Source organism: Methylobacillus rhizosphaerae (assembly GCF_900187985.1).
Taxonomy (GTDB): Bacteria; Pseudomonadota; Gammaproteobacteria; order Burkholderiales; family Methylophilaceae; genus Methylobacillus; species Methylobacillus rhizosphaerae.
In genome coordinates this window covers 142,518-167,688 of the sequence record NZ_FZOA01000003.1, presented here as the reverse complement: position 1 = coordinate 167,688, position 25,171 = coordinate 142,518, and the positions used below count along the sequence as shown (strand labels likewise).

Genomic DNA, 25,171 nt, shown 5'->3' with positions numbered 1-25,171 from the left:
TTAATGAATCCAATATCACAACGCCAGCCCACTACGACTGCCCAGTACGGCATCTGGATGGCGCAGCAAATGGTGCCGGAAAGCCCAAGTTACCTGACTGGAGAAGCCATTGAGCTGAAAGGGAAGCTGGACCGCAAGGCACTCTCCGACAGCGTGGTTGCGGTGCTGAACCATTGCAGCACGCTGCATATGCGCTTTGAAATAGATAATGAAGGCCTATGGCAATGGCCGCAGCCTCTCAGCGAGGCACCGCCGGAATATCACGATATGCGTCAGCAGCCAGATCCTGATGCGGCTGCGCAAGCATGGATGCGCCAGTCGCTGAACACGCTGTGCAGGCCGACGGAGGACCCACTGTACCGCAGCGCAGTGCTGCAAGTGGCGGATAACAGGCACCTGTGGTTCCTGCAGGTGCACCATATTGCGCTGGATGGCTATGGTTACAGCCTGATTTGTCAGGCGGTTGCGGCGCGTTACAGTGCTACGGTGAACCAACAACCTCTGCCGGAATTGCCGGATTGGAAGCTGGACAAGGTGATTGAAGCCGAGCAGCGCTACAAGGCGAATGGCGGGTTTGAACGCGACCGGAATTTCTGGGTGGAACACCTGCAGCATGTGCCAGCTCCTGCCGTGATTGCTGAGCCGCAGGAGTTCAGCGATGCCGTGCGGCGGCATAGCAGCAGGCTGAGCGAGGCTGAAATTGCAAGCTTGCAACAGGCGGCCCAGCGCTGCGGCCAGGATTGGGGAAGCTGGATGCTGGCTGCCATCGGCATGTGGCTGGCCCGGCATTCCGGCCAGCGCCAATTGACGTTTGGCCTGCCGGTGATGAACCGCCTGGGCACGCCTGCGCTCAATGTACCGTGCATGGCCATGAATATCGTGCCGATGAGCGTATATGTCGATCCGGAACACAGCATGCAGCAGATGGGCCAGGCCTTGGCCGGGCATATGCGCAAGATACGTCCGCATCTTTATTACCGCTATGGCTGGATACGCGGCGACCTGGGGCTGCTGGAAGCGCAGAAGCACTTGTTTAATCAGGCTGTCAATATCATGCCGTTTGACCGGCATGCGCCATTTGCTGGGTTGGAAAGCAGCATACATCCGGTGAGTGCTGGGCCGGTCAAGGACCTCAATATCAGCGTGTTCGTCCTCAATGCCGAGTGGCAGTTATTGCTGGAAGGCAATCCATATGGCTACAGCGATGCTCACCTGGCTGAACTGCATGCCGACCTGCTCAAGTGGCTGAAAACGCTGGCAGCCCATCCGCACGATGCGACGCTGGCACCATTGCTTGAACAGTTGCCAGCGCTTTCTATCCTGCAGGGTAATTCGCTCGCTGCAGAGCCGCGACCTGTGATCCGTCGCTTGATCGAGGCTGCAGCAGGCAATCCGGGCAAGACGGCGCTTGAGCATGAGAATGGTAGCCTGAGTTATCAGGCGCTGTTGCAGGAAGTATCAGCGCTTGCCGCCACCTTGCAATCTGGCGGGTTGCAGGCGCAGGACCGCGTGGTAATCCTGTTGCCGCGCAGTTCCCAGGCCATTGTGGCAATATTGGCCTGCCTGTGGACGGGCGCTTGCTATGTGCCTGTGGACCCCACCGGGCCAGCCAGTCGCCTGGATATGGTGCTGAAGGATTGTGCGCCACAGAGGATTGTGACACTGACATGTTGGGCAGAAAGTGCAGGGGATATTCCTGTGCTGTGCCTGGACCAGGTTGACCTGGAAAACCCCGCGGACACTACCTGTCCGCCACCATATATGCCTGCCGATGACGACCCTGCCTACCTGCTGTATACCTCGGGTTCCACAGGCAAGCCCAATGGGGTGATGATGGGGCATGGCGCGCTGGCGCATTTCGTGGAAAGTGCGGGCAGCCTGTACGGGATAGAGGCAAGCGACCGCATGTTGCAGTTTGCTCCCTTGCATTTTGACGCCAGTATTGAGGAAATCTTCCTGGCGCTATGTCATGGCGCTACCCTGATATTGCGTAGCGATGCAGTGCTGGAGTCTATCCAGGCTTTCACCAGCTTTGTCGAGCAGGCTGCCATCAGCATTCTAGACCTGCCCACCGCCTACTGGCATGAATTGGCGCATGCGTTGAGCCCGGCATCGGCAGTGCAGTTAGCCAGCGTACGCCTCACTATTATCGGTGGCGAGGCCGCATTACCCGAGCGAGCGCGGCGCTGGCGCGACCAACTGCCCGGCAATGTGTTGTGCAATAGCTATGGGCCGACGGAAGCTTCCATTATTGCCACGACTGCAAACCTGGGCGGCAAGGATGCCGTGTGGGATGGCGGTGACCAGCTGCCGATAGGCCGTCCGCGCCCGAGCGTGACGGCGCTGGTGGTGGATGAGCAGGGCTACCTGCAAGCGGAAGGCAGACCGGGAGAGCTGTTGTTGTGCGGCCCGGCATTGGCGCTGGGTTATTACCAGAATCCTGAGTTGACTGCGCGCCGTTTCATCCAGCCACAGCATCTGCCCGGTATTGCGCGCGCATACCGTACCGGCGACAAGGTATGCCTACAGAATGGGCAGCTGATGTTTCTGGGCCGCCTGGACAACGAGGTCAAGATCAGTGGTTTGCGCATCGATCCGGCGGAGGTGGAGAATGCGCTGCTGGCCAATCCGGTGGTCAGGGAGGCCGCTGTGCTGGCGCAGGCGCGCAAACCCAGTGGTTATGTGCTGGTTGCGTTTGTCAGCTGCACGGAGGAGGTGACTTCCCAGCAGCTGAAGCAAGCGCTTGCCAGTATACTGCCTGATCCCGCGATTCCCGACCGCTGGCATTTCCTGTCTCAATTGCCGCGTAATCTCAATAACAAGATAGACCGTAAGCAGCTGCAGGAGCTGATGACCATAGCAGAGCCTGCCAGCCTGCCGCAGGCAAGCCCGGTGGAGCAGCAGATCATGCAGGTCTGGCACGAGGTGTTGGGCGAAATGCCGCAGGATGTCGACGCTAATTTCTTTGACCTTGGCGGTAAGTCTCTGCAGGCAATCCAGGTTTCCAACAAGCTGGGTTTGCTGCTGCAACGCGAGATACCGATTTCAGCGCTGTTCCAGCATGCGACTGTGCAGGCGCTGGCCCGCGCGCTGAACGCGCCAGCCGCGCACCGGCCGCCGCCTGCCAGCGCTGACCTGGCGTTTGCCCCTGTGCTGCCGATTCAGCGCGGAACGGCTCCGGCCTTGTTCTGCCTGCACCCGGCAGAAGGCTTATCTTGGTGCTATCTGCCGCTGGCGCAGTACCTGCCAGGTGTGGCGATCCATGGCCTGCAGGCGGTGCCTGACGCCTTGCCAGACAGTTTCGATGATATGGTCGAGCAGTATGTGGCGCGGATTTGCGCGCAGCAGCCTCACGGCCCTTACCACCTCCTGGGATGGTCGCTGGGTGGTGGCCTGGCGCAAGCCATGGCGGCCAGGTTGCAGGCCATGGGCAAGCAGGTGGGCATGGTTGCCCTGATGGATAGTTATCCGGCTAGCGCATTTGCCGCATGGCGTGCGCCGCAGCTGCAGGATGCATTGATCACTCTGCTCAGCGTGACTGGCGAGGTTGAGGCAGATACGCCGGAAACCATTTACCAGCGCCTGCTGCGGCCGGGCAGTCCGCTTGCCGTGTTGGGCCGCGACCGGCTGGAACAGATGGGGCAGGCAGCCCTGCATGGCATGCAGCTTTTCCGTAGCAGCAGCACGCCGCGCTATCAGGGGGATATCCTGTTGTTCCAGGCAGCACAGCGCGGGGAGGAGGTACCTGATCCCGCAAGCTGGCAGCCTTATATCGACGGCCAGATGCAATGCATCACCCTGGACTGCAACCATTTCGGTATGAGCGATCCCGGTCCCATGCGCGTGATCGGAGCAGAAATCACCAAATATATCGATATATCTGCGCGGGAGGAGGCGGCATGAAAGGGCGTATTGCCCTGGTGTCAGGGGCCGCCCAGGGTATAGGAGCGGCAGTGGTGTCAGCGCTGTGCGCACATGGGGTGAGGGTGGCTGCGCTGGATATGGCGCGTGCCCCCCTGGAGGCGCTGGCCGCCACTTTTCCGGGCCTGGTAACGCCTTATGTGGCTGACCTGAGACAGCACCAGGCGCTTGAGGCGCTGGTCGATGAGGTAGAGCGGGAACTCGGCCCGGTGGATATGTTGGTCAATGTGGCCGGAATCCTGCGCATGGGCAACCTGTGCGATCTGGATGCGCAGGATTGGGATGATATTTTCGCCGTGAATGTGCATGGCTTGTTTCACCTGACGCGTGCGGTGGCAAAACGGATGCGCGCGCGCAGGCAGGGCAGTATTGTCACTGTCGGCTCGAACGCAGCCAAGGTGCCGCGCATGCAGATGGGGGCTTATGCCGCTTCCAAGGCTGCTGCGCTGCATTTCACCAAGTGCCTGGGCCTGGAGCTTGCCAGTCATGGTATCCGTTGCAATATCGTCTCGCCAGGGTCGACGGATACCGCCATGCAAAGGCAGTTGTGGCAGTCGGAGGATGACGCGCTCAAGGTCATTGCCGGTAATCTGGAAAGTTACCGCACTGGCATCCCCTTGCAGCGCATTGCCAGTCCGGAGGATATCGCGGCGGCGGTGCTGTTCCTGCTCAGCAATGAAGCGCGGCATATCACCATGCATGACTTATGCGTGGATGGCGGGGCAACACTGGGTGCCTGAGTTGCTGGCTTGCGTGCCGGACTTGCCGGGCGTCAGGTTGTTGGAGCCAGTCACGGCACCGCACCTGCCTGCTGCGGTTGCAGTATGGTGTTTACAATGCGATTTTTCTGCTGGCGATTTGTCTTCCTTGTTGCCACGGCTGAGCGCGGTAGAGCAGGCGCGCTGCCTGCGCTACCGTCGTCTGCATGACCGTTTACGCTTCGCGCTGGTGCGTATCATCTTGCGGCACTTGCTGGCCAGCCGGCTTGGCTGCGCTGCAGCGGCGATTGATATTGCCTATAGTGCCTATGGCAAGCCTTACCTGCCTGACCATCCACACTGGCATTTCAATGTGTCGCATAGTGGGGACAGGGCGTTGATTGCGATATCGCAACACAGGGATGTGGGCGTGGATATCGAAGCGCTGACCAGTGCTAGTGCCGCCAGTGATGTGGTAACAGCCATGACGGTGCAGGAACGGCAATATTGCCACGCGCATGGAGAATTGGCCCTGATGCAAATATGGAGTGGCAAGGAAGCCGTGCTGAAAGCAATGGGCGTCGGCATTACCCGGCATTTTTCCCTGGTATCTGTCATTCCTCTCAGTCCTTGGCAATATGCCGTGAGCTGGAACATGGACAGAGCGCCTCTGGTAGAGGCATGGGAATTGATGGCGCCTTCAGGATTTGTTGCTGCATTGGCCCTGCTGGCGTGAGCAACATGACGTAACCTTCATCAGGTCACATGCTCAGGATTTGTTACGGTAGTGCTTGGGAAGGCTGCCGAAGTGGCGATGGAATGCCGTCGAGAAATTGGCCTGGCTGCTGTAGCCAGCAATTTCTGCGGCGCGGGTCACACTGACACCATCGTATTGCAGTGCATGGGCAGCGCGTTGCAGGCGGCCTTTGCGCAGGTAGTCGAAAATGGTCTGGCCGCATACCTCGCGAAATTGTTGTTGCAGGGTATTGGCATTACAAGCCATCGCCCTTGCAATGCCACGCATGTCGAGCTGATCAGCCTCTCCACTGTCCAGCAGAGTCTGTAGGCGCAATACACGCTGGTAGGCAGCGGCAGAGAGAGTGGAAGGTTGTGAAGGCTCTTCCGGCAGCGTCAGTGACAGGGCTTTCACTATCAGCTCTAGTGCCAGGCACTCTTGGTGCAGCATTTGCAACGGGCCTTCATTGTTTACCGGATGGATCAGTTGTTCTGCCACTGCAATGGCACGCAAGCTAGGTTCCCATTGGAATACTGCCAGGTCTTTGCGGAACAGGTTCTGGGGTATCCCTGCTGCTTCGAACCAGGATGGTGTCAGTGTCAGTACCACCATGCGCTGATGGGTACCAGCGCGGGAGTTGCGGGAAAAAGTGACTGGTTCGTTCAGGCTGACCACCACGCCTTGCGGCACTGCACCTGGGCCTTCACCAGCATCCAGTGGTAGGGTTTGCCTGCCTATCTTGACATCGGCATTACCTTCCAACTTGAGCAGGATCTTGACGCATTTTTCCTTGATGACGAACTGTGTGCTCATATCGTGAAGATGCACGATATCTGTGCAATGTAGCGTCATACCATCGCGCAGCCTGGTCAATGAGAAATTTCCCTGCATCAGCGGTGATGAATTGCCGATATCGGGTGCGATCAGCGTGAGACCCTGGCCTATATGAGAGCTGAGTCTTTCGCCATCAATGGCGCGAGCAAGGGGTGCCATGCGGCCTGTTGAGGATTTTGTCGGACGGAGTTTATCGAATCTGGAATGGTGTGTGTGCACAAACATCTTTCTTGTTTAAACAAACAAAAATGCACTCCCCATGATGGGAGCCGCAGGTATAATTATTAATGAGAATAATACTCATTGCAATATAAAAATAATGAGTGTCAATACTTGTCATCATTAAAGGGGACAATATGAAAGTGGATTCAATACGTGCAGGAGTAATGCACAGCGAAAAAACAACCAGGCTGGCAGCATTGGTTGCATTGGCTTGCGCTGCCATGCCTGTTTACGCTGCTGAAGATACGGTTGAGGATACCTTGCCGGAAATCAATGTGGTTGGCACGGCCCAGGAAACGCTGAAACAAGCACCTGGTGTATCCATGATCACCGCAGAGGATATCCAGAAGCGGCCACCGGCCAATGACCTGTCTGAGATCATTCGTACCCAGCCCGGCGTTAATCTGACGGGTAACTCCACCAGTGGTCAGCGAGGTAATAACCGGCAGATTGATATTCGCGGCATGGGGCCGGAAAATACGCTGATCCTGATTGATGGACGTCCCGTGACCAGCCGCAATTCAGTACGTTATGGTTGGCGCGGTGAGCGCGACAGTCGGGGAGATACCAACTGGGTGCCAGCAGATCAAGTGGAGCGCATTGAAGTATTGCGTGGCCCGGCTGCGGCGCGTTACGGCAACGGAGCGGCTGGTGGTGTAGTCAACATCATCACCAAGGGGCCTGCCAAGGAAACCCACGGTTCGATTACCGCTTATACCAATATCCCAGAACATTCGGAATATGGCGCCACCAGAAGAATCAATTTCAATCTTAGTGGTCCTCTTGCCGAAAACTTGTCGTATCGTCTCTATGGCAATATCAGCAAGACTGATGCGGATGATTATGATGTTAATGAGGATCACAGTAATCCCCGTACCGGCCTTTATGCTGGTACTTACCCCGCCGGGCGTGAAGGTGTGCGCAACAGGGATGTGGGCGCCCGCCTGAGTTGGAAGATTTCTGAGCAGCATAGCCTGGATTTTGATGCCACGTTCAGCCGCCAGGGGAATATTTACGGTGGCGATACCCAGAACACCAATAACTTCACCGCCGCCGCGACAGGCGGCTTGAACCCCTTTGCGCAACGTGTGCAGACTATGCTGGGACGTGAAACCAATATTATTTACCGGGATACAGTCGCGTTGACCCATCGCGGCAAATATGACTTCGGTAACTCCATGGCCTACCTGCAATACGAGTCCACACGCAACAACCGTCTCAATGAAGGTTTGGCAGGTGGCACAGAAGGGTTGTTCAGCAGCAATGAGTTCACTACTTCGCGCCTCAAGGGATATACCGCCCATGCGGAAATGAACCTGCCATCCAAGCTGGGTGGCCTGGATCAGGTCTGGACTGTAGGAACGGAATGGGTGCGCCAGACATTGGATGATCCCAACTCCATGACCCAGACATTATTGGGCGGCGATATCCCCGGCATGGCCAACATCGGGCGTGCCAGTGAAACGGCAGCCAATATTTTCTCGCTTTTTGTTGAAGATAATATCGCGCTGACTGACCGTACTATCCTGACACCAGGTTTGCGCTATGACCATCACAGTCGAACCGGGGATAACTGGAGTCCTGCACTTAACCTGTCCCACGGGCTGGACGACAACTGGACTCTGAAAACTGGTATTGCCAGAGCCTACAAGGCGCCCAACCTTTACCAAACCAATACCAACTACCTGCTCTACAGCAATGGTATCGGCTGTTGGGGTGCCAGTGGCGCATGTTACCTGCGCGGCAATGATAATCTTGAGGCCGAAACCAGCATCAACAAGGAGCTGGGGATAGAGTACAGCAATAATGGCGTACTGGCCGGGCTGACTTATTTCCGCAATGATTACAAGAACAAGATTGAAGCTGGTATTGATCCTGTAGGTCAGGCAACTACCAATAATCAAGCCAATATTTTCCAGTGGGAGAATATCCCCAAGGCAGTGGTGGAAGGCCTGGAAGGCACGCTCAAGTTGCCGCTGGCAAGCAATATCGAGTGGTCCAATAACTTCACTTATATGTTGACGTCCAAGAACAAGACGACAGGCGAAGTATTGTCGGTAATTCCTAAATATACCGTCAACTCTATTCTGGATTGGAAGTACGACAATAATCTGAGTTTTCAGGCCACCATGTCATGGTTTGGTAAGCAGGAGCCGAAGAAGTACGATTATCAGGGCATCCGGGTAAGCGGTTATTCTGCGAAAGAGCGTAGTCCTTATGCCTTGTTCGGCGTGAGCGGTACTTATGTCATTTCCCCCTCCTGGCGTGTGACGGCAGGGGTCAGTAACTTGTTTGACAAACGGTTGTACCGTCGCGGCAATGCCTCCGGTGTCGGTGCTGGGGCTAACATCATTTCCGGTGCTGGTGCTGAGACCTATAATGAACCAGGTAGGGCGTTGTATATCTCGCTGACTAGTTCTTTCTGATGTCAGTATAGAGTGGATAAAAGCTGCCTGGAGTGATCCAGGCAGCTTTCCAGTTTTTTTGGCGTGGCGTTCTGATGAACGATGCGCATGGAATGGATCAATTGATGCAGACATTATGGAGTAGGCTGGCTGGTGGATTATTGCTGGCCTTGAGCATGACCAGCCTTTATTCGCAGGCCGCCATGCAGGAAATCACAGACCTTGCCGGGCGCAAGATGCCGCTACCGGCAAAGAGTGACCGCATCCTGTTGGGTGAGGGGCGCACATTGCCAGCGCTTGCCATTCTGGATGGTCAGACACTTGGGCGCAGGATTGTCGGGATGCCAAGGGATTTCGAGCAGTTGGACCCGGCTGGATATACGCAGTATGTGCAGCGTTTTCCTGAACTGGACAAGGTGGCGCATACCGGCCGCACCACGGCTGAGAGTTTCAGTGTGGAGAAAGCCATTGCCCTGAAACCGGACGTTGCCGTTTTTGGGCTTGAGGGTCATGGTCCCACACCTGACAATAAGGAGATACTGGCCCAGCTCACGGCTGCTGGCATCACCGTTGTGTTCATTGATTTTCGTAAGGATCCTTTACGTAATACTGCGCGCAGCATGGAAGTGCTGGGGCAGGTCATGCATGCGCCTGAACGGGCAGCAGCCTTTGTGGCGGAATACCGATCCCAGCTGGCCAGGGTGGAGCAGAAACTGGCCGGGTTTCATGGCAGGAAACCCAGTGTTTTCCTGGAAAACCGGGTGGGGTTAAGCGAGGAATGCTGTGCCACCATGAGTCATGGGCTCATGGGACTCATGCTGGAGGCTGGTGGTGGGAGCAATATTGCTGCTGACCTCATTCCGGGCGAGTTTGGTACATTGAGTCTGGAGTATCTCATGAGTCATCCGCCTGATCTGTATATCGGTACCGCTATCGGTTCCATGCAAACCCTGGCGCGCATGCCCATGCGCATTGCGCTGGGGGCAGGCGTGGATGCGAAGACTGCACGGGCCTCATTGAAGCATACCCTGCAACGCCAGGGCATTGCTTCATTGCCTGCAGTACAGCAGGGACGGGCTTATGCCATCTGGCACCATTTCTATTCTTCACCGTTCAATGTGGTGGCTGTGCAGGTGTTTGCCAAATGGCTGCATCCTGAGCTGTTCCAGGATATGGAGCCGAGGCAGACTTTATCCATGCTGTATGAACGTTTTCTGCCCGTGCCACTAGATGGCGAGTACTGGGTAGCGCTGACACCGGACCAATAAGGAAGTGCATGTAGATGTCTGACACCACGAAACTGGTGGAGCGTTATGCGCACACAGTGCGCCGCCGACTGTTATTGCTGCTGGCGCTTTTTCTTGCGCTCGTGAGCGTATTGCTGTTGGATCTTGCCACTGGCCCGGCGGGGCTGCCCCTGAGTACCCTGGCGCAGGCATTGTATGCGCCCGCATCTCTGGATGCAGGCACACGCGTCATCTTGTGGGATATCCGCATGCCATATGCGTTGATGGCAGTACTGGTCGGTGCGGCCCTGGGTGTTTCCGGGGCACAGATGCAGACTGTGCTCAATAATCCATTGGCCAGCCCGTTCACGCTGGGGCTGGCCGCCGCTGCCACAGCCGGGGCTTCGCTGGCAATTGTTACTGGCTTTACTGCCTGGGGAGCCGGGGCATCCATTGCATTGCCGTTGGGGGCTTTCGCCGGTGCGGTAATTGCCGCCTTGCTGATTCACCTGCTGGCCTGGCGTACCGGTGCATCAGTCACTGTGGTGATCCTGTTTGGCATCGCGCTCATGTTCTGTTTTGAATCGCTGCTTTGGTTACTGCAATATCTTGCCGACAGCAATGCGCTGCAGCAGATCGTGTTCTGGAGCATGGGCAGTCTGGGACGGGCTACATGGTCGAAAATTGCGGTACTGGCAGTGGTATTGCTGGTATGCGGTTTGTGGACGCAGGCGCATGCATGGCAGCTCACGGTGTTGCGTAGCGGTGAGGATCATGCTCGTAGCAGTGGTGTGGCTGTCGAACGTTTGCGCCTGATCAGCTTACTCCGGGTCTGTCTCATGAGTGCCACAGCATTGGCCTTTGTCGGCACCATAGGGTTTGTCGGCCTGGTCGGACCGCATATGGCCAGGCTGATGATAGGCGAGGACCATCGTTTCTACCTGCCAGCCAGCGCATTGGCAGGTGCCTTGATGCTGTCCTTCGCTTCCATCCTCAGCAAGGTGCTGGTACCCGGTGTCGTCTTGCCGGTCGGTATCCTGACCGCATTGATCGGCGTGCCGGTATTCATGCTGCTGATATGGCGTCATTACGCGAGGTGGCGTGCATGAGCCTGGAGTTGCAACAGCTTTCAGTCAGCTACGGCGCTCGCACTGTTCTGCAGTCAGTTGACTGTGCAGCCCTGAATCCGGGCAAGCTTATTGCCTTGGTGGGAGCCAATGGTGCGGGAAAATCCTCTTTGCTGCGCGCCATTGCGGGCATGACGCCGATGCAGGGTCAGGTCTTACTGGATGGCGAACCCCTGCACCGTATGCGGGCGGCCGCGCGGGCACGCAAGGTGGCATATATGCCTCAGAGCCTGCCTCAAACCTCTTCCCTGACCGTGTATGAATCGGTGCTGGGTGCGCTCAGGATTGCCAGTCCGCATATGGGGCATCAGGAAACCCATGCGCGTGTTGCTACCGTTCTGCAGGACCTGGGGATCGGCGGCCTGGCCATGCATAGACTGGATATATTGTCCGGCGGGCAGCGGCAGATGGCAGGACTGGCGCAATTGCTGGTGCGCCAGCCGCGACTGTTGCTGCTGGATGAACCTACCAGCGCGCTGGACCTGCGCTGGCAGCTTTGCCTGCTCGATACCCTGGCGTCGCATGTGGCACTGCGCGAGACAGTATGCCTGATGGCTGTGCATGACCTGAATCTTGCTACCCGTTTTTGCGATGAGATGCTGGTGATGGCAGCAGGCAGGCTGATTGCGCGGGGAGAGCCGGCGGTGATCCTGACACCTGAATTATTGAAGCAGACATATGGCATCGTGGCACGAGTCGAGACCTGTTCGCTGGGAACGCCCATCGTGATTGCCGAGCAGGCATTGCCACATGATTCGCTGGATTGATGAATGAAAATAAGGAAAACACATAATGCATTACCTCAAGGGCAGCTTGCCCACGCATGAGCCCAGTCGCTATCTCATGGGATTGTGCAGTCATTTTCGCCGCAAGATAGAGGTGGAATACGATGAAAACCGTGGCCTGGCCCGGTTTCCTTGGGGAAACTGCACATTGCAGGTCGCCAACGGCGCCCTTGACCTGGAATGTGAGGCTGCTACTCCTGAGCAGCTGGGCCGTGTCCAGTATGTGCTGGATGAACATATTGCCTTGTTTTCGCGGCGTGCGCCGATGACCGTGGTCTGGCAGAAGCCCAAGATACGACAATCGTGAGCCAATGCGCTGTGGCCGGCATTGGTAAATCTGCTGATCATCGTTAAAATGCCCGCATGAAACTGGAACCGGAAGAACGACCCACCCAAGATACGGAAGTCCGCCAGGCCGCATTGGCGTTGTTGTGCTGGTGCGACCCTGTGGAAAAGGCCCGGAAGGTTGGCATGTTGCATGCCGCCCTGCATGCTGGGAAGGTGAATATCATTCCCGGGCCAGACTTGCTTCCATCAGGCATGATTCCAGGTCGTCCTGTCCGGCCGGAGTTGGTATCACCTCTGTTACTTGAGCGTCGCTCCATGCGTACTGCGCGGGGACGGGCTGCGCTGATTCATGCCCTGGCCCATATTGAATTCAATGCCATCAACCTGGCCCTGGATGCGGTCTGGCGTTTTGCCGGAATGCCTATTCAGTATTATGCGGACTGGCTCAGGGTTGCTGCGGAAGAAGCACATCATTTCACTTTGTTGAACGAGCACCTGCAAAGCCTGGGTTATCAATATGGTGATTTCACCGGACATGACAGTTTGTGGGAAATGGTGGCAAAAACCAGCGATGATGTGCTGGCACGCATGGCTCTGGTGCCACGGACGCTGGAAGCTCGCGGGTTGGATGCCTCACCACCTCTGCGTGCCAAGCTTGCCCAGGTGGGCGATATGCAGGCGGCAGCCATACTGGATATCCTGTTGCATGACGAGATCGGGCACGTGGCGATCGGCAATCACTGGTATGCATGGTTATGCGACCAGCGCGGGCTGGAACCTGTGGCTACTTATGCCCAGTTGACCCAGCAATACAGTGCTCCCAAGTTGCGGGGGCCATTCAATTTTCCGGCCAGGAAGGCTGCCGGTTTCAGTGATACAGAACTTGCATTGCTGGAGCAGCACAGTTGAGCTGAACGGAAGATGAATGCCAGTTGGATGCCTGGCTTAGCAGGTGTCATGGGTAGCGAGAGAAATAACTGGCTTTCAGATGGACGCTGGACTCAGGGTGTGTTTGAGGTATGACCGTTACGGTGAAGCCGGAAGTCTTGCGAGCAATTTCTGCGGGTAATGAAATACTGAAGTCATTGGAATAGGATTTTCCGGCAGGAATGGTAATGCTGTTCCTGCCTTTGAAACTTCCGGCCGGCAGGCCATCTAATTTCAAATGGTAGGTTTCTGTAGTAGCCGACTTGTTTGTAATGCGCAGTTCGTAGCGATTGCGCAGGCTGCCATCGGACAGCTGGATGACCAAGGGTTGGCGCTGCTGATGAATCATAGCCGTGAGCGGGGCAAGGTTGCTCATGGCGTGGGCCGTGAATACCAGGCTGGCAGCCAGTAAGGTGAAATATCCGGCAAGTTTGGCTTTTCCCCATTTATGCTGCCGGACATCAGGCTCCTGGATATGCTTGTCATGGTCAAACCGGATCAATCCATGTGGCAGCTTGAGGCTGTCCATGATGTTGTTGCATGCATCAATACAAAGTCCGCAGGATATACAGCCAATCTGTAAACCCTTGCGGATATCTACGCCTGTCGGGCAGACATTGACGCAGTAATTGCAATCGATACAATCTCCAAAGCCCTGGCTGGAGCGAATTTCCGCTGTTTTTAGCGTAGCGGTAGGTGCTTGGCGACCATGTTGTCCTTCGCCACGAATAGTGTCATACGTTACGTTGACGGTAGAAGAATCCTGCATTACTCCTTGGAATTTACCGTAGGGACATGCAACAAAACAGATGTCTTCACGTGCAAAACCGGCGGCAATATAGGTGGTTGTTGTGAGTACCGCAATGGTGACATAAGCGACAACAGCAGCATTCCCTAGGAAAATCTGGATGAACAGGGAGCCGGCATTGGCGAAATACAAGGTAAAGGTCACTGCCGTAGCGAATGACAACAACAGCCACAATGCATGTGTGCTGCCGAGAAGCACCAGCTTGCGCTTGCTCCATGGTGCTTGCTGCAAGCGTTTTCTTGCTTGCGCTTCACCTTGTATCCATTTTTCAATGTAGCGGAACGCATCGGTCCACAAGGTCTGGAAGCAGAAAAAACCGCAGAATATCCGTCCGTACATGGCAGAAGCTATAAAGAGTAAGGTGGCAGCAATAATCATGATGCCCATCAATACCATCAAATCCTGCGGATAGAGCATGATGCCGAAGATATGAAAACGCGAGTTGCCAATGTCAAACAGTAATGCCTGACCAGCTTCATTGTCCCAGGGTAGCCATGGCAACAGGAAATATACGCCAAACGCCAGGTTGAGGATGATGGACTTGATATTGCGATAACGTCCCTTGACCGAGTAGGGCACGATGGGGATGACTTTTCGTGTCGCAGTAGATCGGGCAATGGCGATTTCTGCTTGCATGACAATTCCTGGGTGAAAATGCTAGGAGGAATTGTGTCGCGGAAGCAAAAGATATAACAGATTCAGTTTTTTATGAATTTATAGGATCAGATGGGGTGGCTGATGCAAGGTGAGGATCAAATAATCAATGCCGCTGCAACGTGGCGGCTTTCCGCCATGAGGATATTGTAAGTGCGGCAGGCTGCTTCTGTCGTCATGCATTCAATGCTGATATTGGCAGATATAAGTTCGCGACTGATGGATGGATGCAGGAAGCGATGCCTGCTGCCGGTGCCCAGCAAGACCAGTTCAGGTTGCAGGGTCAGCAAGTGGCTGAAGTGTTCAGGAACCAGACTGTCAAAGTCGTCTACAGTCCAGTCGGTGACCAGTGTGGCTGGCAGGACAATCAGGCTGTGTTCATGGCGTGCGTAGTTGACCTCAACCCAGCCATCGCCATAGCCGGTGATCAAATGGCTGCCTGCAGCCTGGGTCAGGTGTAATTTCATCAGGAATATCAGGGTGGTTAGGGGGCGTCTTTATGCGGCCAAGCTTCAATTGCATGCCAACTCAATGTAAGATATCACATCTTACGATCTCCTATCCATCAGGACACCATGCAACCGATTTCCAAATCCAATAAGCTCCAGAACGTGTGCTACGACATTCGCGGCCCGGTGTTGGATCGAGCGCGTAAGATGGAAGAGGAAGGGCATCGTATCATCAAGCTCAATATCGGCAATCCAGCGCCCTTTGGTTTTGATGCGCCGGAGGAGATTCTGCAGGACGTGATCCGTAATATGGATTCCGCTTCCGGCTATAGCGATTCCAAGGGTTTGTTCGCGGCACGCAAGGCCATCATGCACTATACTCAGGAGAAGAATATCCGTGGTGTAACAGTGGATGACATCATCATCGGCAATGGCGTCTCTGAGTTGATCGTGCTGGCCATGCAGGCATTGCTCAACAATGGCGACCAGATGCTGGTGCCCATGCCGGATTATCCCTTATGGACAGCTGCGGTAACCCTGGCTGGCGGTACAGCGCGACACTATCTCTGTGATGAGCAGACCGGCTGGTTGCCTGACCTGAAGGACATTGAAAACAAGATTACGGCGAATACCCGTGGCATTGTCCTTATCAATCCGAATAATCCGACTGGTGCTTTGTACCCGGACGATACGCTGCGCGGCATTATTGAAATTGCACGCCATCATGGGCTGGTGGTGTTTGCGGACGAAATCTATGACAAGGTGCTGTACGATGGCAACAAGCATACTTCCATCGCATCACTGGCAGATGATGTCCTGTTCGTGACATTCAATGGCTTGTCCAAGAATTATCGTACTTGCGGTTATCGCGCAGGCTGGATGGTGATTTCTGGCGAAAAGCGTCATGCGAAGGATTATATTGAAGGACTCAATATGCTCGCTTCCATGCGATTGTGCGCCAATGTCCCTGGGCAACTGGCGATCCAGACGGCACTAGGTGGCTACCAGAGTATTGACGACCTGGTCGCGCCCAACGGCAGGCTGTGCAAGCAGCGTGACCTGGCGCACAAGATGCTGACGGAAATCCCCGGTGTGAGTTGTATCAAACCCAAGGCCAGCCTGTACCTGTTCCCACGCCTTGACCCCAAGGTGTACCCGATTGAAGATGACCAGCAATTTATTCTTGAGCTGCTGCAGGAGGAAAAAGTGCTGCTGGTGCAGGGTACCGGATTTAATTGGAAGGCATCCGACCATTTTCGTGTGGTATTCCTGCCGAATGTGGATGACCTGACTGAGGCAATCTCACGAATCGCCCGCTTCCTGGAAAACTATCGCAAAAAGCACAGCACCATGACGGTGATCGAAGGAAAAAATACAGGTAAGACAGCACAGGGCGCGTCTGCATAACCGCGCCTGTGGAAACAAGATCGAATAGCAATAACACTGGAAACTGAATGAAATCTATCAATGTTGGTTTGCTTGGCATCGGCACTGTCGGTGGCGGCACTTATACCGTTCTTACCCGCAATCAGGAAGAAATCGCGCGCCGTGCTGGTCGCCCGATTGCGATTACCCGTGTGGCTGACCGCAACCTGGAGCTGGCTCGTCAAGTGACGGGTGGCAATGTTGCTGTTACCGATGATGCATTTGCCGTGGTGGCAGATCCTGATATTGATATCGTCGTGGAACTGATTGGTGGCTATACCGTCGCGCGTGAGCTGGTGCTGAAAGCCATTGAAAATGGCAAGCATGTCGTCACCGCTAACAAGGCGCTGATCGCCCTGCATGGCAACGAGATTTTTGCTGCTGCGCAGAAAAAAGGCGTGATCGTGGCGTTCGAGGCTGCCGTTGCTGGTGGCATCCCTATCATCAAAGCAGTGCGCGAGGGATTGGCGGCCAACCGTATTGAATGGATTGCCGGCATTATCAACGGTACGACCAATTTCATTCTCTCGGAAATGCGCGAGAAGGGCTTGGCATTTGCCGATGTGCTCAAGGAAGCCCAGCGTCTGGGTTATGCCGAGGCAGACCCGACCTTTGATGTGGAGGGCATTGATGCCGCGCACAAGCTAATGATCCTGGCGGCGATTGGTTTTGGTATTCCGGTGCAGTTCGACAAGGCTTACGTTGAAGGCATTACCAAGCTGGATGCCGTGGATATCCGCTATGCGGAAGAACTGGGCTATCGTGTCAAGCTGCTGGGCATCACCAAGCGCACCGACAAGGGTGTGGAACTGCGTGTGCATCCGACGCTGATTCCAGAGAAGCGCCTGATCGCCAACGTCAATGGCGCCATGAACGCAGTGCTGGTCAAGGGTGATGCTGTTGGCCCAACCTTGTACTATGGTGCGGGTGCAGGCGCAGAACCGACAGCGAGCGCAGTGGTGGCCGACCTGGTAGACGTGACTCGCACCCATACGACGGATGTGCATCAACGCGTGCCGCATCTGGCGTTCCAGCCGGATCAGTTGGTTGACCTGCCGATCCTGCCGATCAGCGAAGTCAGCAGCGGTTATTACCTGCGTATGCGTGCACTGGACAAACCGGGTGTGCTGGCTGATGTCACGCGTATTCTGGGTGACCGTGAAATCTCGATTGATGCCATGATTCAGAAGGAGCCGCAGGAAGGCGAGGAGCAAGCCGATATCATTATCCTGACCCACGTTACAGTGGAAAAGAACATGGATGATGCAATTGCCGCCATCGAAGCCCTGCCTGCAATCTCGGGCAAGGTGACGCGCCTGCGCATGGAAGAACTCAGCCGTTAATTTTGAAAGGGTTGCAGGCAGCCGGAGTGCTTGCCTGCATCAATGTTTTGCATGAAATATATCTCCACCCGCGGGCAATCGCCCGCATTGTCGTTCAGTGAAATCCTCCTCGGTGGCCTGGCTCCCGATGGCGGCCTGTACCTGCCTGAGCAATATCCGCATTTCAGCCAGAATGAGCTGAATGCGATGCGCAGCATGAACTACCGCGATCTGGCGTTCACCATACTCTCGCGTTTGGTAGATGACATTCCGGCGACAGACCTGCGTACGATTGTGGACAAGACCTATCGCGCCGATGTGTATGCCTATGCGCGTTCCGGCCAGGATGCCGAGGACATCACGCCTACGCTCAAGCTGGAGGATGATCTCTATCTTTTGTCCTTGTCCAACGGCCCGACCTTGGCGTTCAAGGATATGGCGATGCAGCTTCTGGGGAACCTGTTTGAATATGTGCTGGCGCAGAAAGGTGAGACTACCAACATCCTTGGTGCGACTTCCGGCGATACTGGCTCTGCGGCGGAATACGCCATGCGCGGCAAAAAGGGCGTCAAGGTGTTCATGCTTTCGCCACACCAGAAAATGAGCCGTTTCCAGACTGCGCAGATGTTCAGTCTGCAGGACGACAATATTTTCAATATCGCGGTCAAGGGTGTGTTCGATGATTGCCAGGACATTGTCAAAGCAGCATCCAATGATCATGCCTTCAAGGCAAAGAACAAGATCGGTGCAGTGAACTCCATTAACTGGGCACGCGTGGCGGCGCAGGTGGTGTATTACTTCAAGGGCTATTTCGCCGTGACCACGGACAATGCACAGAAAGTCAGCTTTGCTGTGCCTTCCGGCAACTTCGGCAATGTCTGTGCCGGGCATATCGCGCGTATGATGGGCCTGCCGATTGCCAAGCTGGTGGTAGCAACCAATGAAAACGACGTGCTGGACGAATTCTTCAAGACTGGTGTCTATCGTCCGCGCGGCTCCGCCAATACCTACCATACCTCCAGTCCCTCCATGGATATTTCCAAGGCATCCAATTTCGAGCGATTTGTGTTTGACCTGGTGGGGCGTGATGCGGCCAAGATGCGCGAACTCTGGGGCAAGGTAGATACAGGCGGCAGTTTCGACCTCAACGAAGGCGGTTGGTTTGCCAAGGTGGCGGATTACGGCTTCGTTTCCGGCAGCAGCAACCACGCCAACCGCATGCAGACTATCAAGGCCACGCATGAGCGTTATGGCGTCACGATAGATACCCATACTGCGGACGGCCTCAAGGTGGCGCAGGAACAGCGTGAGGCAGGAGTGCCCATGCTGGTGCTGGAAACTGCCTTACCGGCCAAGTTCGAGGATGCGATTGTCGAGGCGCTGGGACATAAGCCCGAACGTCCACAAAGCCTGGACGGACTGGAGTCCCTGCCGCAGCGTTTTGAAGTGATGGAAGCTGATGCAGAAGCCATCAAGCAGTTCATTGTTGATCATATCTGATACTGGAGAAATGCCATGAAGGTCTATCATGACTTGATGCGCCACGTACTGGAGCACGGCCACAAGAAAGAAGACCGCACCGGCACCGGCACTCTGTCGGTGTTCGGCTACCAGATGCGCTTCAACCTGGCTGAGGGCTTCCCACTGCTCACCACGAAGAAGGTGCACCTGAAATCCATCATCCATGAGCTGCTCTGGTTCCTGCAAGGTAGTACCAATATTGCCTATCTCAAGGAAAACGGCGTCACCATCTGGGACGAGTGGGCGGACGAGCAGGGCAATCTTGGCCCGGTCTATGGCTATCAATGGCGCAACTGGCCCAAGCCGGATGGCGGACATATCGACCAGATCAGCGAAGTGATTGCTGCTATCAAGCGTAATCCTGATTCACGTCGCTTGATCGTCTCAGCCTGGAACGTGGCCGATGTGGACAAGATGAAGCTGCCACCTTGCCATGCCTTCTTCCAGTTCTATGTGGCGGACGGCAGGCTTTCCTGCCAGCTTTATCAGCGCAGCGCCGATATCTTCCTCGGCGTGCCATTCAATATTGCCTCTTACGCCTTGCTGACCATGATGGTAGCGCAGGTATGCGGCCTTAAGCTGGGTGATTTTGTACATACTCTGGGTGACGCGCATATCTACCTTAATCACCTCGAGCAGGTGAAAGAACAATTATCGCGCGCGCCTTATCCTTCACCAGTCATGCAAATCAACCCAGAGGTGAAGGATATTTTCGACTTCCGCTTCGAGGATTTTACGCTGGAGGATTACCAATCACATCCTGCCATCAAGGCACCTGTCGCGGTTTAAAAGACATGGCGTCAACCATTGTGGTTTCTTCCGCAGCAGAATGCTTAATTGCTGCATAAAATACAATGATGCGAGATTGGTTAGGGAATATTTCCCAAAAAATATAGGGAAAGATTCCCTAATTTATAGGGATAATTACCTGAATCATGTGAATCATATATAATCCGCTCATCAATAATGATGCTATGGAGATATAAAAATGAACAAGATCAGTGTAAGTATCAGTGCGTTGGCATTGCTGGCAGGTAGCCAAGTGGCATTGGCAGATGCATTTCCCAAAAATAAAGCTGGTATGGAAACCTGTGTGCAGGCTGCATTGCAGGCTAAAGCAGGCACTATAATCAAGGTGGAGTATAAGCTGGAAGGCAAGAAGCCTGTTTATGAGTTTGATATTGAATCAGCTGATGGAACTGCCTGGGATGTAGAGTGTGATGCCAATACTGGCAAGATCGTGGAAGTGGAGCAGGAAGTTGAATCCGCTGACCATCCTTTGTTCAAGGCAAAAGCCACGGTGAGCGAAGAAGATGCGCGTAAAACAGCATTGGCTGCTTATCCAGGCGATATCATTGAAGTTGAATACGAAATTGAGCAGGATGGTGCTGCAAGTTATGAATTCGACATCAAAACCAAGGATGGAAAAGAAATTAAGGTGGAAGTTGACGCAACTAGTGGTAAGATTGTGGAATCTCACCAAGAGTTCTACCAAATCGGTAAAGAATAATTTTCTGACTGGACGGACAGTCGATACGCTCCTTCGGGAGCGTTTTTTTTATTTATTGTATCTGGTGATTCCGTATTGCTATGCGGTTAACACCTGATAATTTTTTATAAAATCAATCTATTACTACTGCTACAACCCAATTCCCACGACAAGGCAGGATCGGGTCAGAATAAAAAAAGCAGACCTTCTCGGGGAGGATAAAGGCCTGCTATAAGTCTAATTACGCATTTACCAGGCGTCCGCTTTGAAGCCTGACGGCATCACCCACAGCGTGGCGTGGCGTGTTGTATTGGGTAACGGTCTGTAAACTGCCGTTTCTCATTTTCACTTTGATGATGTAGGTCGTTGAAAGCAACTTGCGTTCAGCGTTACTTACATCATTCGTATTGTCATCAATTTCATTGATAGAAATGATCGTCCCGCATTCAGTACAAGCAATAGTAGTACTACCCTGTGAATTGAGGGTGTTGCTGATAACGGATGCAGCATTGGGGTCTGTTAACGGCATCTGTGCAAGGTCATGCCTTGCAGGAGTCAAGCTGGTGACAACGGCGCTACCAAGCACACTGAACACAGTCAGCACTGTTGCAGCGACTAGAACCATAGGATGAGTTTTATTGGTATTCGATGTCATCTTTAAATTTAATTCTCGACTATTGATTTGCTGTTATACAGACCAACAGGAAACTTGACATGAATTAAAGCGAGAAGTGTGCCAGATATAAAAAGATCATATAAATCAAAATGTTATTATTATTTGTGTTAAGTGTTGCATCTTCAGGCGTGTCTCCAATCTGAGACATACCTGAAGGGTTTTGTTTAACTTATTGAAAGATAAATATTTTTATCGTCTCTAGTTTGAGACATTAATGAGTGGTGGGATCGTTCTTGAATAAAGCAGGGGTGAGTTGATGGCGTTGCAGCAATTTGTAAAACTCGGTGCGATTGCGCTGAGCCAGGCGTGCCGCCTGCGTGACTCCACCGTTAGTGGCTTTCAGCAGTTTTACCAGGTAATCACGCTCGAAGTTCTTGCGTGCTATTTCAAATGGCACGATGCCGCCAATATCTTCCTGCAAGGCTTTCTGTACCAGGGTAACCGGGATCAATGGCGTGGTGCACAGTACGACAGTTTGTTCCACGATATTCTGTAATTGCCGTACATTGCCTGGCCATGGGGCTGCGATGAGCAGTTCCATGGCTTCGGGCGCAAAGCCATTGAGTTTTTTCCGGTATTTTGTCGCCAGCTCATTCAGGAAGTTATTGGCGAGAAGAGAAATGTCCTCGCGGCGTGCAGCTAGGGCCGGAATATCGAGTCCGACTACATTGATCCGGTAATACAAGTCTTCACGGAAGCGGCCGGATTTCATTTCTTCAGCAAGATTGCGATGGGTTGCAGAAATGATGCGAACATCAATGCTGATGCTGCTACTCGACCCAACAGGCCGGATGGCCCGTTCCTGTAAGGCACGCAGTAATTTGACCTGTAGGGGAAGTGGCATGTCGCCAATTTCATCCAGGAATAAGGTGCCGCCATCTGCAGTCTGGAAAAGTCCTTTATGATCGCGCAGTGCGCCCGTAAACGCTCCTTTGCTGTGGCCGAACAGTTCTGATTCCAGCAAGGCCTCTGGAATGGCACCGCAGTTGATGGCAATGAATGGCTGGTTGCGACGAGGGCTGGCATGGTGAATGGCACGTGCTAGCAGCTCTTTTCCAGTTCCGCTTTCGCCCTGAATAAAGACGCTGGCATCGGAGATGGCCATGAGTTTTGCCTGGCCCAGCAAGTTTTCCATCTGGGGGCTGCGTGTAATGATGGATTGGCGCCATTCGATATCGGCATCATCTGCATCTGAATGCAGAGCGCTGGTACCAACACGCAATGCAGTTTCCACTTGCTGCAATAAGGATTTACTGTCAAAAGGTTTGGTGAGGAATCCAAATACACCGCGCTGAGTAGCAGCGACTGCATCTGGAATCGAGCCATGGGCCGTGATCATGATGACGGGAAGGGCAGGATCGGATTTGTGGATAGTGTCGAAGAGCGTCAGGCCGTCCATACCTGGCATGCGCAGGTCAGTAATGACCAGATGCGGCCTGCTGATGGCGATTTGCGACAGTGCCTCTTCCGCATTACTTGCTGCAATGACTTGATAGCCAGCTGCTTTTAATCTCATACCCAGAAGTGTCAGGATGTCCGGGTCATCATCTACTGTAAGAATTTTCTTTGTTACTTCAGTCATTTACTTGTTGCTCCGATTGGAATCTTTCAGCGATTTCTGCATCATGCTCCTCTCAATTTGTTTTAATTCGTCCAGTTTGCGTTGCAAGTTCGTGGCTTTCTGCTGGTTTTCTTCTGCACGTTTCTGTTCTTCGCGGATAAGCTGGTTAAGTCTGGTAGTTTCACTGGCATGCTCTCGCAATATAGCCAGCAGCCCGTACTCTGCTTTGTTCAGGTGCTTGATGCGTGATAATTCATCAAGCAAGGGTTGTGCCTTGCCGGTATCCCGCAATCTGCTACCTGGGATACTGTAGATGGTGGCAGCCTTAAACTTCTGGTATAGGTTGTCAGGAGTGTCGCTGATTTTTTGCAATGTTTGGGCCAGTTCTTTTCTTTGACTATCCTGGGATGATTCGGGAAAGTCACTGGCAAACTCCAGCAATGTGACTATAGGTATGCTTTTTTGCTGGGTACCGCTGGTCGTGCTTGGTATCACGGAGGGGCTGCTTGCTTCAAGGACATTACTGCTGGTGCTGGTGGCAGGCTTGGGTAATGGTTGCTTCTGGTGCGCGCAGGCGCTGAGTAAAAATGCGAAAAACACCAGAGCATATAAGTGTTGATGATTCATGACTTATCGGCTTTCAATGGAAGGGTGACACGGAAATGGGCACCGTGTTTTGAAGGTAGCAGTGTGATTTCACCAGCATGGGCATCTACATATTCCTTGGCAATTGAGAGGCCAAGGCCGCTGCCGCTGACCAGGCTCTGGTAAGCATCGTCCCCGCGATAAAACGGATCATATAGTCTGTCTTTGTCTGCCGTCATGATACCGGGGCCACTATCATGCACTAGGATGACGGCATGATCATTCTCCTGCATGATGGAGAAGCGGATGCTGCTGGATGGCAAGGTATATTTGATGGCGTTGGAAAGCAGGTTATCGATAATGGAGTGAATTTTTTCACGGTCTCCCATGATTGCAATGTCTGAGGGGGAAAAATTGCGCTGGATATCAATGTTTTTACTGCTGATAGTCAATGCGTAATCTGCCAGTATGCTTTCTGCAAGCGGGACGAGGGCCACGGCTTCCAGCTTGAGTTGTGGCGTGTGAAATTGTACAGCCGTGAAACTCAGGAGGTTTTCTATCATTTTCTGCAGGCGCAGACTGCTTTCACGCAGGATGTCCGTAATTTCGCGTTGTTGAGACGTCAAAGTGCCGCCAACCTCATCATTCAGCAATTCACTGCCTTCACGAATCGCTGTGAGTGGGGTTTTGAGTTCGTGTGAAACATTACGCAGAAAACGTTGTTTTTGCTGATCCAGCTCTGTCAATTGCAGGCGTAACCAGTTCAAGCGTTCTCCCAGATTGCGCAAATCTCCTGGCCCGTCAATGCTGATCAGTTCCGTATAATCACCTTCACCCAGCTTGCGAATGGCTGCGTCCATGCGCCTGATGGGTTGGGCAACCAGGAACGTAATCATCACGGCAACCAATAGCGCAACTGGTATCAGGGTCAGGGTCTGCCAGAGCATGATTTGCTGGGTGCGTTCAGCAGTTTCTGCCAGGATGGCAGACTCCCGGTCAATCTGGCGATTATTCTCATCCAGGATATCCTGGGCTTGCGTCGTCAGCTCAGCAAAATGATTGACAATTTCAGCCGCCAGTTTTGTGTTATCCGGATGTCCCATCATGTTCTGGAACAAGGTTTGTTCTTGCTCAGAGAGGGCGTGTAATGCGTTTTTCTGGATGTTGGACAGGCGCAGGTGACTCAAATCCTGCCAAGATTCTGTAAATTTTTCGTGGGCACGCTCATAGTTTTCCAGCAGGCTGCTGTCTTCCAGTACGAAATATTGACGTGCACTGCGCTCCATGAGCGTGATTTGTTCTACAAGGGCGCGACTGGCGCGTGTTGCCTGTACCGCTTGGGTCACTGCATTGCGGCTTTGGGCAGCGAGGCGGTCGAGGTAAAGTGCTGCGTTCCCAAACGCAAAGAAGAGCGGGAGCATTGCAAGCGCAAAGCCAATAAGCAGCAACTTGAGGAAGGATTTGGGATAGGCAATCTGCAAGGCTGGGTTTCCGTTTCTCGTTGTGTGGCAA

The 25,171-nt window shown here is 53.9% G+C and carries 21 protein-coding genes; 14 read left to right on the top strand and 7 right to left on the bottom strand.

Features of this window, described 5'->3' with window-relative positions; translation table 11 throughout:
• The first annotated feature begins 3 nt into the window (after window positions 1–3).
• From CHB59_RS04520 to CHB59_RS04510, 3 genes are read left to right on the top strand one after another with little or no spacing between them, the layout of a single operon-like run.
• Window positions 4–3,903, top strand: coding sequence for a non-ribosomal peptide synthetase (locus CHB59_RS04520; RefSeq protein ID WP_089375045.1), 3,900 nt, complete (start codon window positions 4–6; stop codon window positions 3,901–3,903).
• Entirely contained in the window at window positions 3,900–4,661 is a 762-nt protein-coding gene (locus tag CHB59_RS04515) for a 2,3-dihydro-2,3-dihydroxybenzoate dehydrogenase (protein ID WP_089375044.1), read from the top strand. Before CHB59_RS04520 ends, CHB59_RS04515 begins: the two co-directional genes overlap by 4 nt.
• Window positions 4,621–5,355: a 4'-phosphopantetheinyl transferase family protein gene (locus CHB59_RS04510; protein ID WP_179212074.1), complete on the top strand. Its 735-nt coding sequence runs from the start codon at window positions 4,621–4,623 to the stop codon at window positions 5,353–5,355. The genes CHB59_RS04515 and CHB59_RS04510 overlap by 41 nt, the downstream gene beginning before the upstream one ends.
• A gap of 33 nt (window positions 5,356–5,388) precedes the next feature.
• Here CHB59_RS04510 and CHB59_RS04505 read toward each other — a convergent pair whose 3' ends face one another.
• Window positions 5,389–6,348, bottom strand: coding sequence for a helix-turn-helix transcriptional regulator (locus CHB59_RS04505; RefSeq protein WP_179212073.1), 960 nt, complete (start codon window positions 6,346–6,348; stop codon window positions 5,389–5,391).
• A gap of 197 nt (window positions 6,349–6,545) precedes the next feature.
• On the opposite strand from CHB59_RS04505, the gene CHB59_RS04500 reads away from it, so the two are divergent.
• From CHB59_RS04500 to CHB59_RS04475, 6 genes are all read left to right on the top strand, one after another.
• Window positions 6,546–8,837 carry a TonB-dependent siderophore receptor gene (locus CHB59_RS04500; protein ID WP_281252015.1) on the top strand — a complete coding sequence of 764 codons (2,292 nt, stop codon included), beginning with the start codon at window positions 6,546–6,548 and terminating at the stop codon, window positions 8,835–8,837.
• A gap of 104 nt (window positions 8,838–8,941) precedes the next feature.
• Window positions 8,942–10,084 (top strand): ABC transporter substrate-binding protein, encoded by a 1,143-nt coding sequence (locus CHB59_RS04495; protein ID WP_089375139.1) that lies wholly within the window; start codon window positions 8,942–8,944, stop codon window positions 10,082–10,084.
• 14 nt (window positions 10,085–10,098) lie between these two features.
• Complete coding sequence (locus CHB59_RS04490; protein ID WP_089375040.1) at window positions 10,099–11,151, top strand: FecCD family ABC transporter permease; 1,053 nt, start codon at window positions 10,099–10,101, stop codon at window positions 11,149–11,151.
• Window positions 11,121–11,936, top strand: a complete 816-nt coding sequence (locus tag CHB59_RS04485) for an ABC transporter ATP-binding protein (RefSeq protein WP_218816207.1) — start codon at window positions 11,121–11,123, stop codon at window positions 11,934–11,936. Before CHB59_RS04490 ends, CHB59_RS04485 begins: the two co-directional genes overlap by 31 nt.
• A gap of 25 nt (window positions 11,937–11,961) precedes the next feature.
• On the top strand, window positions 11,962–12,261 hold the full coding sequence (locus CHB59_RS04480) for a DUF2218 domain-containing protein (protein WP_089375038.1): 300 nt from the start codon (window positions 11,962–11,964) through the stop codon (window positions 12,259–12,261).
• A 56-nt stretch (window positions 12,262–12,317) separates the two neighbouring features.
• Entirely contained in the window at window positions 12,318–13,151 is an 834-nt protein-coding gene (locus tag CHB59_RS04475; protein WP_089375037.1) for a ferritin-like domain-containing protein, read from the top strand.
• 46 nt (window positions 13,152–13,197) lie between these two features.
• Here the strand turns inward: CHB59_RS04475 and ccoG are convergent, their stop codons facing one another.
• Both ccoG and CHB59_RS04465 read right to left on the bottom strand, forming a co-directional pair.
• On the bottom strand, window positions 13,198–14,613 hold the full coding sequence (ccoG, locus tag CHB59_RS04470) for a cytochrome c oxidase accessory protein CcoG (protein WP_089375036.1): 1,416 nt from the start codon (window positions 14,611–14,613) through the stop codon (window positions 13,198–13,200).
• A gap of 116 nt (window positions 14,614–14,729) precedes the next feature.
• Window positions 14,730–15,098 (bottom strand): Mth938-like domain-containing protein, encoded by a 369-nt coding sequence (locus CHB59_RS04465; protein WP_089375035.1) that lies wholly within the window; start codon window positions 15,096–15,098, stop codon window positions 14,730–14,732.
• A gap of 108 nt (window positions 15,099–15,206) precedes the next feature.
• On the opposite strand from CHB59_RS04465, the gene CHB59_RS04460 reads away from it, so the two are divergent.
• From CHB59_RS04460 to CHB59_RS04440, 5 genes are all read left to right on the top strand, one after another.
• Complete coding sequence (locus CHB59_RS04460) at window positions 15,207–16,487, top strand: pyridoxal phosphate-dependent aminotransferase (protein WP_089375034.1); 1,281 nt, start codon at window positions 15,207–15,209, stop codon at window positions 16,485–16,487.
• 47 nt (window positions 16,488–16,534) lie between these two features.
• Window positions 16,535–17,848 carry a homoserine dehydrogenase gene (locus CHB59_RS04455; RefSeq protein ID WP_089375033.1) on the top strand — a complete coding sequence of 438 codons (1,314 nt, stop codon included), beginning with the start codon at window positions 16,535–16,537 and terminating at the stop codon, window positions 17,846–17,848.
• Window positions 17,849–17,899: 51 nt separating this feature from the next.
• Window positions 17,900–19,327 carry a threonine synthase gene (gene thrC, locus CHB59_RS04450; RefSeq protein ID WP_089375032.1) on the top strand — a complete coding sequence of 476 codons (1,428 nt, stop codon included), beginning with the start codon at window positions 17,900–17,902 and terminating at the stop codon, window positions 19,325–19,327.
• A gap of 15 nt (window positions 19,328–19,342) precedes the next feature.
• The gene (locus tag CHB59_RS04445) at window positions 19,343–20,137 is read left to right on the top strand and encodes a thymidylate synthase (RefSeq protein ID WP_089375031.1); all 795 of its coding nucleotides are present in this window, start codon (window positions 19,343–19,345) and stop codon (window positions 20,135–20,137) included.
• Window positions 20,138–20,336: 199 nt separating this feature from the next.
• Window positions 20,337–20,858: a PepSY domain-containing protein gene (locus tag CHB59_RS04440; RefSeq protein ID WP_089375030.1), complete on the top strand. Its 522-nt coding sequence runs from the start codon at window positions 20,337–20,339 to the stop codon at window positions 20,856–20,858.
• A 220-nt stretch (window positions 20,859–21,078) separates the two neighbouring features.
• On the opposite strand, the gene CHB59_RS04435 is transcribed toward CHB59_RS04440, so the two are convergent.
• From CHB59_RS04435 to CHB59_RS04420, 4 genes are all read right to left on the bottom strand, one after another.
• The gene (locus tag CHB59_RS04435) at window positions 21,079–21,492 is read right to left on the bottom strand and encodes a hypothetical protein (protein WP_089375029.1); all 414 of its coding nucleotides are present in this window, start codon (window positions 21,490–21,492) and stop codon (window positions 21,079–21,081) included.
• 232 nt (window positions 21,493–21,724) lie between these two features.
• The gene (locus CHB59_RS04430; RefSeq protein ID WP_089375028.1) at window positions 21,725–23,095 is read right to left on the bottom strand and encodes a sigma 54-interacting transcriptional regulator; all 1,371 of its coding nucleotides are present in this window, start codon (window positions 23,093–23,095) and stop codon (window positions 21,725–21,727) included.
• Window positions 23,096–23,701, bottom strand: a complete 606-nt coding sequence (locus CHB59_RS04425; RefSeq protein ID WP_089375027.1) for a hypothetical protein — start codon at window positions 23,699–23,701, stop codon at window positions 23,096–23,098.
• Window positions 23,698–25,140, bottom strand: a complete 1,443-nt coding sequence (locus CHB59_RS04420; RefSeq protein ID WP_089375026.1) for a HAMP domain-containing sensor histidine kinase — start codon at window positions 25,138–25,140, stop codon at window positions 23,698–23,700. Before CHB59_RS04420 ends, CHB59_RS04425 begins: the two co-directional genes overlap by 4 nt.
• Window positions 25,141–25,171 lie beyond the last annotated feature (31 nt).